This is a genomic window from Mucilaginibacter sp. (assembly GCF_028288185.1).
GTDB lineage: Bacteria > Bacteroidota > Bacteroidia > Sphingobacteriales > Sphingobacteriaceae > Mucilaginibacter.
Genome location: NZ_JAQBOF010000004.1, coordinates 260,480 through 272,649 on the forward strand (window position 1 = coordinate 260,480; position 12,170 = coordinate 272,649).

Consider the following 12,170-nt stretch of genomic DNA (forward strand, 5'->3'; position numbering starts at 1 on the left):
ATGATCGGGTGAGTAATCGCGGATATTCGCACATATGTTAAAAATTGTTAAAAGCCACGCTAATAGGCTTATTTAAAATATTTTTGTTAGTTATAAAGGATAACCCCGTTGAAAAAAAGCAGCATCCGTATTATTATTGGTTTAATGAGTTTTGCACTATTGGGTGTAGTTGCTATGCAATTGTACTTTTTAAGCGAATCGTACAACATGCAATCTAAACTTTTTGACCGTTCGGTTAACGAGGCTTTAAACAATGTTGTAGCTAAACTAAGCAAGAAGGACGCGTATAACTTCTTAATGGATAAAGCGCAACGGACTAATGCTCCCACCAAGGTTACTACCGAAAAGCCGGTTATTGAAATATCAGACAATACAAGAAGCAGTAAAACCTTTAACGAGGACTCTGTTAACAAACAGGCACATCGCCAACGCAAGCTGGCTTCGCTGCGCGATAGTTTAAAACGCATGTTGATGCGCCAAAAACTGGATGAATTGGAAAGCAATATCCAACTACACCTGGAAACTTTTACAGATGAGTTTGGCGTGCCTTATGGCCGTTTAATACCGGTAATCGAAGATCCAGCGGTATCGGCAAAAAAAGCACACCAAAAGCCTGAAAAATATATTATACACCGTTTAACCTATGCCGATCCTCAGTTTGGTGTACAATTGATAGTCAAAAGAGAGATCAACCCGCTATGGCTACAGGAGCAAGATCGTTTGCAAAAAGAGGCCAAGCTTAACCGTGTAAAACACATGCTTGCTGCAGATTCATTGCAGAGTTTACAAGCCAATAACAAAGCCAACGTTATACAAAATGTATTTGACGAATATCAACGATCTGCCGAGCCGTTAAAAAAACGGATAAGCGACCCGCGTTGGGTAGACACTTTATTGCGAATGGAATTGCGTAATCAGGGTATTTATTTACCGTTTGATTATGAAGTATCGCAAGCTAAAAACGATTCGGTAATATATTCGACCGCTATGGGTAAAACCGATGCCGAGCCTACATTTACAGCTGCCAATACGTATCAAACCCAGATATTTAAACAAGAGGTGATGAATGACCCGGGGTTGATCCGCCTGGCGTTCCCGCAAAAAAACTCTGAGATATTAGGCAAGATGACGGCTAATCTGGCTATTACCGGCGGTTTGTTATTTGTGTTGGTACTTTGCTTTGGATATACGCTTTTCTCCATCATCAGGCAAAAAAAGATCTCCGAAATGAAAACCGATTTCATTAACAACATGACCCACGAGTTTAAAACTCCGGTATCAACCATCATGATAGCCAGCGAAGCCTTAAAGGATAGTGAAATTGTAAACGACAAGAGCCGCATAGCCCGATTAGCTAATATCATCTACGAAGAAAACGAGCGTTTAGGCAGCCATATTGAGCGGGTGTTAAATATTGCCAGGATTGACAAAAACGATTTCAAGCTGGATAAAAAACCGCTTGATGTTAATGAAATGATAAGCATTGTAGTTGATAGCATGGCGCTTAAACTGCAAAAATGTAATGCTGATGTAGTGATGGAACTGGATGCAGAGAATGCTGTAATTAATGCCGATGAACTGCATTTTTCGAACGTGTTATATAACCTGATAGACAACGCTATAAAATACAGCGAAGAAAATCCGCAAATATCTATCAGCAGCTCTAATAAAAACGGGCATGTAATTATTAAAGTGGCCGATAAGGGCATTGGCATGAGCCGCGATCAGCAGGCAAAAATATTTGAGCAGTTTTATCGTATCCCTACAGGGAATGTGCATAATGTGAAAGGGTTTGGTTTGGGGTTGAGTTATGTAAATACGATAGTGAAAAGGCTTAATGGTACCATTAATGTACGTTCAGAAAAAGATAAGGGATCAGAGTTTGAATTGAAATTTCAGGGTGCATAATATTATAATGCCGTATTGACCGTTATAACAAAACATTTTACCACATAAACCTAACTTCCTATTATGAAAAAAATATTACTGGTTGAAGATGACCCTAACCTGGGCCTGTTACTCCAGGATTACCTGCAATTAAAAGGAAAGTTTGATGTGGTTTTGTGTACCGATGGCGAGGCGGGGCTACACGCTTTTACCAAGCAAAGCTATGATCTGTTAATACTGGATGTAATGATGCCTAAAAAGGATGGTTTTACTTTAGGCAAAGATGTACGTAAGATAAATCCGCATGTGCCTATAATTTTTGCAACCGCGAAAGGCATGATCGAAGATAAAACCGAAGCCTTTACCCTGGGCGGCGATGACTATATTACCAAACCTTTTAGGATAGAAGAACTATTACTACGCATTAACGCCTTGCTTAAAAGGACCGATAGTGCCGAAAAGAAAGAAGAATTGCAGCCATCAAAATTTGAGATAGGCAATAGTGATTTTGATTATACCACGCAAATTATAACTGTAAACGGCAACCAGCAAAAGCTATCAACCAAAGAGGCCGAATTGTTACGCCTGCTCTGCATAAAAAAGAACGAAGTACTTACCCGCGAAGAAGCCCTGCTGCATATATGGCATGATGATAATTACTTTAACGGCCGCAGTATGGATGTTTTTTTAAGCAAGATTCGCAAGTACCTAAAAGATGATTCGTCTATCGAGATCATTAATGTACATGGTAAAGGGTATAAGCTGCTGGTTAATTAGTCCTCGCTAATCCGTTGGCCGAAATTGATAAGGTTGCCATTATTGTCCAGTACGCTAAATTGTTTCATGTTCCAGGGCATTTCCTTTAAGAGGCCGTTGGTATGAATGATGCAGCGGGGCTCAAGCTCGGCATAAAGTTTTTCAATTTCGGTTACATAAATATAACACGCCGTATTTTCGGCTATCTCTTTATTGTCGCAAGGCCAAAGGTGTATGCCAATGTTATCGCGACTAAAAATGATATAGCCGTCCCAGTTGGCATCGAGCGTAAAGCCAAGTTTGTTTGTGTAGAAAGCTATAGTTTCGTCTGCGTTTAAAGATGCTAATATGGGTGCGGCTGATTGTAGCACGTTATTCTGGTTTTAAATTTTCAAGGTCATTTAGGTCTTTTGAACGCCCCGCTGCTTTTTTCGCATTGATCAAATTGTTAATATGTATTGTTCTGATCTGTAAGCCATCCTCATCAAAAAAAACAGAATTATCAAAACACTCATTAAAATCAAGCCCCTTTACCTTTATCATAATATCAATTGAGGTAGGCGGTCTGCCAAAAGAGAAAACATCTAAATTTTCATCATTCAAAAAAGCATCTTCCGTCATGTCAAAAACCGGCATACCGAAATCAAAAAAAGCCTGTATTATTTTGCTATAGTTTTCGGCTGTCCTGTCTACCCAAATATCTATATCGCCGGTTGTACGCGAATGTCCATGAAGAATAACAGAATAGCCGCCAACCAAAATATATCTTACATTGTTGATGTTAAACTGATGAATAAAATCTCTGAAATCGTCATTAAAGATATTCCCCATTTTATTTTCGCGACCTCATACTAAAAACGGTTTTATCCATACGTGGAGGCTCATTTTCGGGATAGTTGTAAGCAATGCTATTTAAATAGTTAGCTATACGCAAGCGTTCCTGCCAAGTTAAGCTCCTGTAATAAGCGGCTTGGCTGGCAGTTGCCTCATCAGCAGTTTGGGCTTTAAATACGGTTCTATCTAATCGGTATGAACTCATACTCAAATATAATTACTTTCGTCATATTATCTAAATTTTACTAACAATAGGCATAATTAGTTAACTGGCCAGAGTGGCCCACCTACCCCCCGTGACATTGCTGATACATCCCACAACTTTGTCTAAACAGCTATTTGTTTTACAGCTGTAAATAGATAAATTTGATACTTAACTGACTCACTCACATCATGAAAAGAAAATTACTTTACGCTTGCCTGCTTTTGGCGGCATCAATTGGGTCGGCATTTGCCCAAACCGACCAGCAAATGTTAGACAGAATTAAGGATGAAGGAATGGATAGATCCAAAGTAATGGAAACCGCCTTCTATCTAACAGATGTTTCGGGCCCCCGCTTAGCCGGTTCGCCGGGATTAAAACGCGCGCAGGATTGGGCTGTAAACTCATTAAAAACCTGGGGCATGGTAAATGCCAAGCGCGAAGCCTGGGGTAAATTTGGTAAAGGCTGGGAAATTCAAAAAAATTATGCGGCTATAACCGTACCTTACTACCATGCTATAATCGCTATACCAAAAGCATGGACACCAGGCACCAATGGCCCTATACATGGCGATGTTGTAGTTATTAAAGCAGACAGCGTATCTGATCTTGCCAAATACAAAGGCACTTTAAAAGGCAAAATTGTAATGATGGATGTTAAAGGTAATATAGAAAGCACCTTTAAAGCTGATGCGAGCCGTGTTACAGATTCTGCATTAACAGCAATGGCTAATGCAACCCCTACAGATCAAACTACGCCACGCCGTGGTGCAGGATTGGGCAGAGGATCATTAGTAGCGATGCTTGCCTTACGGAGTGCTGTAAGCAAGTTTTATGTAAGCGAAGGTGTTGCGTTGGTGCTGAGCCAGGCACGTGGTACCGACGGTACCGTATTTACCACTAATGGCGCATCATACGCGGATACTGCTAAAGCTGTTGCCCCCGAGCTGGAAACCAGTGGCGAGGATTATCAGCGTATTTTACGTTTAACCAAAGCCGGAGTTAAAGTACAGATGGATGCTGATATTAAAACCGAATTTTTTGACAAGGACCTTCAAGGATATGATGTAGTTGGCGAGATACCCGGTACAGATCCGAAATTAAAAGATCAATTGGTTATCATCGGCGGTCACCTTGATTCATGGCATGCAGCAACCGGCGCTACCGATAATGCCGCTGGCAGCGCGGTAATGCTGGAGGTTATGCGTATTTTAAAACGAGTAGGTTTTAAACCGCGCCGCACCATACGTATTGTTTTATGGAGTTCGGAAGAGCAGGGTCTGTTTGGTTCGCGCTTTTACGTGCTAAATCATTTCGGCGATCCTAAAACCATGGAGCTTAAAACTGAGCAGGCAAAAGTATCGGCCTATTATAATTTAGATAATGGTACCGGTAAAATACGCGGTGTGTATTTACAAGGCAACCAAGCAGCAGGGTCAATATTTCAGCAATGGTTAACGCCGTTTAAAGATATGGGTGCAAGCGCCATCACCATAAATAATACCGGTGGTACAGATCACTTATCATTTGATGCGGTTGGTATTCCTGGCTTCCAGTTTATACAGGATACAATGGATTATGGTACCCGTACCCACCACAGTAACCAGGATACCTACGATAAATTAAGCGAGGCTGATTTGAAACAAGCGGCTGTAATTACAGCATCTTTTGTGTACAATACATCGCAACGCGATGAGATGATACCACGCAAGGCGTTACCCGCCGCACCGAAAAATTAATGTAAAAGGCTCCACTAAAATGGAGCCTTTCTTTTTGCCTGATTTATTAATTAGTTTATCGGCCTCAACACCCTGTTCCACCTAACCCGGTTAAATATATTCTGGGTTGAATCTGTACTGAACCAGGTAAGTACAGCTTTGCCTATCACATGGTCCTCTGGCACATATCCCCAAAAGCGCGAGTCTAAAGAGTCATGGCGGTTATCGCCCATCATCCAGTAGTAATCCATTTTAAAGGTGTAGGTATCGGCTTTCTTGCCGTTTATTAGTATGTCTTTGCCGTTTACGGTCACTTTGTTGTTTTCATACACTTCTATCGCGCGGCGGTATAAAGTAAGCGTAGAATCGTTCAATGGGGTTGTCCAGCCCTTTTTAGGTAGCCTTATCGGGCCAAAGTTATCCAGGTTCCATTTAAACTTTGGGTTATGCGGAAATATCTCGGCATCATACATACCCGCCGTGGCAATTACCGGGGTAACGCTTTTTACATTAGAAAGCGTTCTAAGCATCTCCGCTGCCGACTTTGACATCACCATTTCATAAGTATTTGCTGATGGTTGGTTTTGTATAGTGATACGTTGTTCCTGCAAAATATCTGGATTAATAGTCACCCCATTAGTTACCACATCATACGATGTTTGCTGCTTTGGCGCATTTGGCGCGGGTTTGCCATTAATATAAACTTGCGCATTAACAATACTCAATACATCGCCGGGGATAGCCTGGCAGCGTTTAATTAAGCAGGTGCGCTCATCAACAGGTAGATTATATACGGGGCCTGCTTCATCAGGTTTGTTAAAAACAACAATATCGCGGTTCTTTATTTTGGTAAAACCGGGTAGTCTTAAATAAGGCAGTTGCAATATATCCCAATAGGTTTTAACGCCGTATAGGGTTGGCTCGGTAAACGGTATGGCTAAAGGGGTATTAGCTATACGCGGGCCGTAGCTTATTTTGCTTACAAACAGGTAATCGCCGGTTAGCTGCGTGCCTTCCATTGATCCGGATGGAATAGCATAAGCCGAAAACAATAAGCCCTTTACCACAGTAGAAACTATTACCGCGAAAACTATAGCATCAACCCACTCGCGGGTTTTAGATTTTTTAACCTTTACCGCTTTAGGGTCTTTTTTAAAATTGAACTTCCAATTCATGAACTTAAGTTTTTTCAAAACTTAGATAGCTAAAACAAGAAATTGTTACAAGGTAAAATAATTAAGTTCTTAACAAATGGTCCACCATCCTTGCTGGATCCTTAATAAAGTTAGCATAGGTTTGAAAAATATTGGTTTGGTCGTATGTGCGAACTGTCACCCCTATATCGCTAAACTCGTAGATCAGCGAGTCGGGGTATGCAATAAGTATGGGCGAATGCGAGGCGATAATAAACTGCGAATCGTCTTTTATGAGCTCGTCCATTCGCACTAACATGGCCATTTGTCGGGTAGGTGATAATGCAGCTTCGGGCTCATCCAAAACATAAAAGCCATTACCTTTGAAACGGTTCATGAATAATGACCAAAAAGCCTCGCCGTGTGATTGCTCATGTAACGACTTGCCGCCGTATGCCTTCAATAAAGAAGGGCTCGGGCCGGGTTCGGCATCGAGGTTATCTATTTCTGTAGCAACATTAAAAAAGCTTTCGCTCCGTAAAAAATAGCCATCGCTATGCCGATTGGTGCCTCTTGAAGTACGTAAATACCTGTGCAAAACAGAATGAGTTTCCCTGGTATTAAAATTGAAATTAAACGAGCCGCCCTCCGGATTAAATCCGGATGCTATGGCGATAGCTTCTAATAGTGTCGATTTCCCGGTGCCGTTCTCGCCAACAAAATAAGTGACCTTTGGGTGGATTTTAAAACCATCCCTCTCTTTAAAAAATGGTAACGAGAATGGGTAAGCGTTGGGATCGGCAACGGTTTTATTGAAATAAACATCTATTAGTTGGCCCTTCGAGATCATTTTTTAAAAGTGATACAAGATAAACGTTCGGCCAGAATAAACAAATTTATTCTTCGGTAGGCGTTGGTGACGCGGGTTTTGTAATTCCTGGTTTAAATTTCGGGGCCACTCTAAATTTCGGGCTAAAGAGCACCGCGTAACCGATAGCATCAAGCCACTCGCGGGCTTTAGATTTAGGCTTTACAGCAGTAGTGTTTTTTTTGAAATTGAACTTCCAATTCATACCGTTAGGTTTTGATATAAAATTTGATACGCAAACAGAAAAATTGTTACAGCGTAAACCTATTCTTCGGGCGGTGTTGGTGGCGCAGGTTTAGTAACTCCGGCTTTAAATCTCGGGATGAAACCAATTTTAGGTTTGTCCTCAATAGGTGCTTCTTCGTTTTTTTCTTCGGATGGAGTTTCAGCAGGTTTAGTAATGCCCGCTTTAAACCTCGGCGTAAAACCAACTTTAGGTTTATCTTCAACAGGAGCTTCTTCTGCTTTCTTTTCTTCGGATGGGACTTCAACAGGTTTAGTAACCCCTGCTTTAAATCTTGGTGTAAACCCAACTTTAGGCGGAGTAGCCGGTGGTGCTTCTTCCTTCTTTTCTTCCGGCGTATCTTCGGCAGGTTTGGGCGGAGCGGGGGCTTTAAACCGGGGTGTAAAGCCAACCTTTGGCGATGGCGCAGCCATTTCGCTTAATTCTTCGTTTACCGTTTGTTCGGCCAGTTGGTTTTCTATTTTTGGTTTTTCGGTTTTAACCTCGGGTGGCAGGTTATACTGCCGCCTGACTTTATTGAACCAATACTTCTTAGTATGGTCAAAGCTTTTCTCGCCCATTTGCTCGTAGTGCAATTTAAATTCAGAAAATAGCGCCGGCTCGCCTTGTTGTAAGGCTGCCAGGTCAATCCGCTTCTTTTTAAAAAACTCTTCGAAAGTCATGTTTTTAATTTAAGAGTCAAGAAGTAAGAATCAAGAGTCAAGAAAAACAGGTCTTGGTTCTTGATTCTTACTTCCTGACTCTATTGCGTAGCAATATCAATGTCCAATTTATTAAAATGTATGCCCTTATCCGTTTGTACCCAATCCTCGCGCTCTTCGTCAGTAGCGTTCAATAATTTTGGGAACCATTCTAACGGAAAAGCCTGTTGTTTGCCATCTTCCTTTTCAACAAAAAGCAGTCCATTGTTAAAGATAACTTTAACTTTTTTTTCCTGCTTACGTGAGTATAGTAGTGGCATGTGGCCCCCTCTAAATCTCCCCCGGTAGGGGAGACTTTTTAATTTATGTTTTTAAAAACCCTCCCTACCGGGGAGGGTTGGGTGGGGCTTTACTCCGCCATATTATGATAAACCGCTTGCACGTCATCATCTTCCTCTAAACGGTCAATCAGCTTTAATACATCAACAGCCTGTTCTTCGGTTACATCTTTAAATGATTGCCCTACACGCTCCAATTTTGCCGATCGTACTTCAATACCCATCTCCTCTAAAGTTTTTTGCATTTTGCCAAAATCTTCAAAAGCGGTATGTAGTACAGCTATATCATTTCCTTCTTCATCAGCCTCAACAAAAAGGTCCTCTAAACCGGCATCTATCAGTTCAAACTCCAGTTCTTCCAGGTCGCGGTCGCCGGGTACAAACGTAAAAACAGATTTACGTGTAAATATAAAATCAAGCGACCCGGTTTTACCCAGCGCGCCATTGTATTTGGTAAAATAACTGCGTACGTTAGCTACGGTACGGTTAATGTTATCGGTAGCGGTTTCAACTAGTATGGCAACACCGTGGGCGGCATAGCCTTCGTAAACCAGTTCTTCGTAATCTTTTTCATCACGACTGGTCGCTCTTTTAATAGCAGCCTCAACGCGATCTTTAGGCATATTAACCGCCTTCGAGTTTTGTACCGCGGTACGTAAACGCGAGTTGGTATTCACATCGCCGCCACCGGCTTTAACAGCCATCACTATCTCTTTACCCAAACGGGTAAACTGTACGGCCATTTTGGCCCAACGCTTAAATTTTCTTTCTTTACGGAATTCGAATGCTCTTCCCATTGTAATATTTAGTCAATAGTCCATGGTCGATAGTCCATAGAATGTGGGGTTAAAGATAAGAGGTTTCTTTTACTTTTTCAGGTTTTCCAACATATCCGCAGTCATGCTGCCCAAGTCAAATTTTTGTTTCCAGCCCCAATCGTTTTGGGCGTAAGTGTCGTCTATGCTTTTTGGCCAGCTATCGGCAATGGCCTGGCGGGGGTCAAAATCGGCGTAGCTTATCTCGAAATCAGGCAGGTGTTTTTTTATTTCTGCGGATAATTGCGCAGGTGTAAAACTAATGCCCCCTAAGTTGTACGATGAACGGATGGTCAATTTTTCAGCGGGTGCTTCCATCAACTCCATAGTAGCGCGAATGGCATCTTCCATATACATCATTGGCAAAGCAGTATCGGCAGAAAGAAAATTTTCATACTTGCCATTAGCCAAAGCCTGGTGAAAAATATCAACTGCATAATCTGTTGTGCCGCCTCCGGGTTCAGATCGCCAGCCTATCAGGCCGGGGTAACGGATACTGCGCACATCAACCCCATATTTAGTATAATAATACTCGCACCAGCGCTCGCCTGCCAGTTTACTAAATCCATAAACCGAGTTTGGATCCATCACGCAAAACTGCGGCGTATTTTCTCTCGGCGAATGCGGCCCGAAAACGGCGATAGAGCTTGGCCAAAAAACCTTGGCAGTTTTAAACTCGACCGCAAGATCCAGTATATGAATGAGTCCATTCATGTTCAAATCCCAGGCTAGTTTTGGTTTTTGTTCGCCTACGGCAGATAGTATGGCAGCCAGTAAATAAACCTGTGTAGGGCGATGTTTCTCGAACAGTTTATGCAGATTGTCCTTATCCAGCACATTAGCCAGCTCGAATGGCCCGGCGTTTATAACGGGGTTATCAGTATTGCGGATATCGGATGCTATAACCTGGTCATTACCATATTTAGCGCGTAGGTTCATAACCAATTCAGTGCCTATTTGGCCGTTAGAGCCAAGCACTATTATCTTTTCATTCATATTGAGTATCAGTTGCAGCAAAGGTAAAAATTTGCATGAAATGATTTGCGTGGATTTCACACCTGTATCTTAATTATTACCGGTAGTTAAAACAGGCATTTTTCGGGCATCGGGGGCTATGCCGGTAGTAATTTTAAGCGTTTTTCGGGTATCAGGTGTTTTGCCGGTAGTAATTTTTACTATTTATCGGGTATGAACGCTTATACTGACAGTTATTTTCTTATATAACATATTGAAAATAAATGAATTAAATTAAAATCAAAGAACGAATGGTTGATTTTGAGACAAATCAAATGTGCATTTTTTTGTGATGGCCGATGGAGCCGGATTTAATAGAACTCCTAACAATATACGAAAATTTGGGGAATTTAATGGTGGCGTTAAAAGGGTTCTTGCATCATTTACATAAATAATACATAGTCAATAAAAAAAAGTCCGATATTTGCCTTTCAATAAATAATTATTAATTAACGTTTTAAACAAAATGAAACCGCCGTGAGGCAACTTCATAACATTAACAAACAATTTAACACAATGAAACCTCCGCAGGAAGCTTCATTACAATTAACAAACAATTTAACACAATGAAAATCGCAGTTGTAGGTGCCACAGGATTAGTTGGCACTAAAATGTTGCAGGTTCTAGCAGAACGCAACTTCCCCATTACAGAACTATTATTAGTCGCATCAGAAAAAAGTGTAGGTAAAGAGATCACTTTCAAGGGTAAGGCTATAAAGGTAATATCTGTTGAGGATGCGATAAAACAGAGGCCTGACATCGCCTTATTTTCGGCAGGTGGCAGCACATCATTGGCGCAGGCTCCGCTTTTCGCAGCAGCAGGTACTACGGTTATTGATAATTCATCAGCCTGGCGTATGGACCCAACCAAAAAACTGGTTGTGCCCGAAGTTAATGCCGCTGTGTTAACTCCCGAAGATAAGATATTTGCCAATCCAAATTGCTCGACCATACAAATGGTAGTGGCTTTAAAACCATTGCACGATAGATATAAAATTAAACGTGTGGTTGTATCAACCTATCAATCAGTAACCGGTACCGGCGTTAAGGCGGTAGACCAGTTAATGAATGAGCGTGCCGGTATTGACGGCCCAATGGCATACCCATACAAAATTGACTTGAACGTTTTACCTCATATTGATGTATTTACCGAGAATGGCTACACCAAAGAGGAAATGAAAATGGTTAAAGAAACCAACAAGATCATGGGCGATGACAGTATCCGTGTTACGGCTACTACGGTACGGATCCCGGTTATGGGTGGGCACTCAGAGTCGGTAAACATTGAGTTTGCTAACGATTTTGACCTGGCCGAAGTAAGAGATATACTAAGCAAAGCGCCGGGCATTGTTGTTACCGATGACGTAGCCAATTTAAAATACCCAACGCCGCTTGACGCCCATGATAAAGACGAGGTTTTTGTAGGCCGTATCCGCCGTGATGAGAGCCAGGCAAACACTTTAAATTGCTGGATAGTGAGCGACAACCTGCGCAAAGGCGCGGCAACCAACGCTGTACAAATTGCCGAGTATTTGGTAGCTAAACATTTGGTAGGGCAGGCGGTAGAAGCGTAACCCCCTAACCCCCTAACCCCCTGAAGGGGGAACTAATATTAAAAAGGGATAGCCGGTTGGTTATCCCTTTTTTGTTATATCATCCTTTCACCACATCTGTCATTTCGAAACGAGGAACGAGTGAGAAATCTTAAACACCCTGCTTG

General features: G+C 41.8%; 14 protein-coding genes. 4 read left to right on the forward strand and 10 right to left on the reverse strand.

Translation table 11 applies throughout. The features are described from left to right. Window positions 1-108: 108 nt before the first annotated feature. Together JWQ34_RS02055 and JWQ34_RS02060 are read left to right on the forward strand one after the other, a co-directional pair. The gene (locus JWQ34_RS02055; protein WP_299353185.1) at window positions 109-1,908 is read left to right on the forward strand and encodes a HAMP domain-containing sensor histidine kinase; all 1,800 of its coding nucleotides are present in this window, start codon (window positions 109-111) and stop codon (window positions 1,906-1,908) included. A 63-nt stretch (window positions 1,909-1,971) separates the two neighbouring features. Next, window positions 1,972-2,664, forward strand: a complete 693-nt coding sequence (locus tag JWQ34_RS02060; RefSeq protein ID WP_299353188.1) for a response regulator transcription factor — start codon at window positions 1,972-1,974, stop codon at window positions 2,662-2,664. Here the strand turns inward: JWQ34_RS02060 and JWQ34_RS02065 are convergent. The 3 genes from JWQ34_RS02065 to JWQ34_RS02075 are packed head-to-tail and all read right to left on the reverse strand — an operon-like array spanning window position 2,661 to window position 3,682. After that, the gene (locus JWQ34_RS02065; RefSeq protein ID WP_299353190.1) at window positions 2,661-3,014 is read right to left on the reverse strand and encodes a VOC family protein; all 354 of its coding nucleotides are present in this window, start codon (window positions 3,012-3,014) and stop codon (window positions 2,661-2,663) included. The genes JWQ34_RS02060 and JWQ34_RS02065 overlap by 4 nt on opposite strands. A gap of 1 nt (window position 3,015) precedes the next feature. Further along, window positions 3,016-3,474 carry a DUF6036 family nucleotidyltransferase gene (locus JWQ34_RS02070; protein WP_299353193.1) on the reverse strand — a complete coding sequence of 153 codons (459 nt, stop codon included), beginning with the start codon at window positions 3,472-3,474 and terminating at the stop codon, window positions 3,016-3,018. A gap of 1 nt (window position 3,475) precedes the next feature. Next, window positions 3,476-3,682, reverse strand: coding sequence for a hypothetical protein (locus JWQ34_RS02075; RefSeq protein ID WP_299353196.1), 207 nt, complete (start codon window positions 3,680-3,682; stop codon window positions 3,476-3,478). Window positions 3,683-3,870: 188 nt separating this feature from the next. On the opposite strand from JWQ34_RS02075, the gene JWQ34_RS02080 reads away from it, so the two are divergent. Next, window positions 3,871-5,418: a M20/M25/M40 family metallo-hydrolase gene (locus JWQ34_RS02080; protein ID WP_299353198.1), complete on the forward strand. Its 1,548-nt coding sequence runs from the start codon at window positions 3,871-3,873 to the stop codon at window positions 5,416-5,418. 50 nt (window positions 5,419-5,468) lie between these two features. Here JWQ34_RS02080 and lepB read toward each other — a convergent pair whose 3' ends face one another. The 7 genes from lepB to JWQ34_RS02115 all read right to left on the reverse strand — a co-directional run bounded on the left by lepB (window position 5,469) and on the right by JWQ34_RS02115 (window position 10,432). Beyond that, window positions 5,469-6,572: a signal peptidase I gene (lepB, locus tag JWQ34_RS02085; protein WP_299353201.1), complete on the reverse strand. Its 1,104-nt coding sequence runs from the start codon at window positions 6,570-6,572 to the stop codon at window positions 5,469-5,471. 61 nt (window positions 6,573-6,633) lie between these two features. Further along, complete coding sequence (locus JWQ34_RS02090; RefSeq protein ID WP_299353204.1) at window positions 6,634-7,380, reverse strand: AAA family ATPase; 747 nt, start codon at window positions 7,378-7,380, stop codon at window positions 6,634-6,636. 46 nt (window positions 7,381-7,426) lie between these two features. Further along, window positions 7,427-7,603 carry a hypothetical protein gene (locus JWQ34_RS02095; protein ID WP_299353207.1) on the reverse strand — a complete coding sequence of 59 codons (177 nt, stop codon included), beginning with the start codon at window positions 7,601-7,603 and terminating at the stop codon, window positions 7,427-7,429. A gap of 59 nt (window positions 7,604-7,662) precedes the next feature. Further along, a complete protein-coding gene (locus JWQ34_RS02100) occupies window positions 7,663-8,304 on the reverse strand; it encodes a hypothetical protein (protein WP_299353209.1) in 642 nt (213 codons plus the stop codon). Window positions 8,305-8,384: 80 nt separating this feature from the next. Continuing rightward, window positions 8,385-8,603: a DUF2442 domain-containing protein gene (locus JWQ34_RS02105; protein ID WP_299353212.1), complete on the reverse strand. Its 219-nt coding sequence runs from the start codon at window positions 8,601-8,603 to the stop codon at window positions 8,385-8,387. Between the two features lie 89 nt (window positions 8,604-8,692). Then, window positions 8,693-9,418, reverse strand: coding sequence for a YebC/PmpR family DNA-binding transcriptional regulator (locus JWQ34_RS02110; protein ID WP_299353215.1), 726 nt, complete (start codon window positions 9,416-9,418; stop codon window positions 8,693-8,695). 69 nt (window positions 9,419-9,487) lie between these two features. Next, window positions 9,488-10,432: an NAD-dependent epimerase/dehydratase family protein gene (locus tag JWQ34_RS02115; RefSeq protein WP_299353218.1), complete on the reverse strand. Its 945-nt coding sequence runs from the start codon at window positions 10,430-10,432 to the stop codon at window positions 9,488-9,490. Between the two features lie 584 nt (window positions 10,433-11,016). Here JWQ34_RS02115 and JWQ34_RS02120 point away from each other — a divergent pair. Beyond that, entirely contained in the window at window positions 11,017-12,024 is a 1,008-nt protein-coding gene (locus JWQ34_RS02120; protein WP_299353221.1) for an aspartate-semialdehyde dehydrogenase, read from the forward strand. Window positions 12,025-12,170 lie beyond the last annotated feature (146 nt).

Bases quoted from the DNA above. Each gene is read 5' to 3' on its own strand.
- JWQ34_RS02060 (WP_299353188.1), top strand. From the start codon at position 1,972: ATGAAAAAAATATTACTGGTTGAAGATGACCCTAACCTGGGCCTGTTA.
- JWQ34_RS02070 (WP_299353193.1), bottom strand. From the start codon at position 3,474: ATGGGGAATATCTTTAATGACGATTTCAGAGATTTTATTCATCAGTTT.
- JWQ34_RS02075 (WP_299353196.1), bottom strand. From the start codon at position 3,682: ATGAGTTCATACCGATTAGATAGAACCGTATTTAAAGCCCAAACTGCT.
- JWQ34_RS02080 (WP_299353198.1), top strand. From the start codon at position 3,871: ATGAAAAGAAAATTACTTTACGCTTGCCTGCTTTTGGCGGCATCAATT.
- lepB (WP_299353201.1), bottom strand. From the start codon at position 6,572: ATGAATTGGAAGTTCAATTTTAAAAAAGACCCTAAAGCGGTAAAGGTT.
- JWQ34_RS02090 (WP_299353204.1), bottom strand. From the start codon at position 7,380: ATGATCTCGAAGGGCCAACTAATAGATGTTTATTTCAATAAAACCGTT.
- JWQ34_RS02095 (WP_299353207.1), bottom strand. From the start codon at position 7,603: ATGAATTGGAAGTTCAATTTCAAAAAAAACACTACTGCTGTAAAGCCT.
- JWQ34_RS02100 (WP_299353209.1), bottom strand. From the start codon at position 8,304: ATGACTTTCGAAGAGTTTTTTAAAAAGAAGCGGATTGACCTGGCAGCC.
- JWQ34_RS02105 (WP_299353212.1), bottom strand. From the start codon at position 8,603: ATGCCACTACTATACTCACGTAAGCAGGAAAAAAAAGTTAAAGTTATC.
- JWQ34_RS02110 (WP_299353215.1), bottom strand. From the start codon at position 9,418: ATGGGAAGAGCATTCGAATTCCGTAAAGAAAGAAAATTTAAGCGTTGG.
- JWQ34_RS02115 (WP_299353218.1), bottom strand. From the start codon at position 10,432: ATGAATGAAAAGATAATAGTGCTTGGCTCTAACGGCCAAATAGGCACT.
- JWQ34_RS02120 (WP_299353221.1), top strand. From the start codon at position 11,017: ATGAAAATCGCAGTTGTAGGTGCCACAGGATTAGTTGGCACTAAAATG.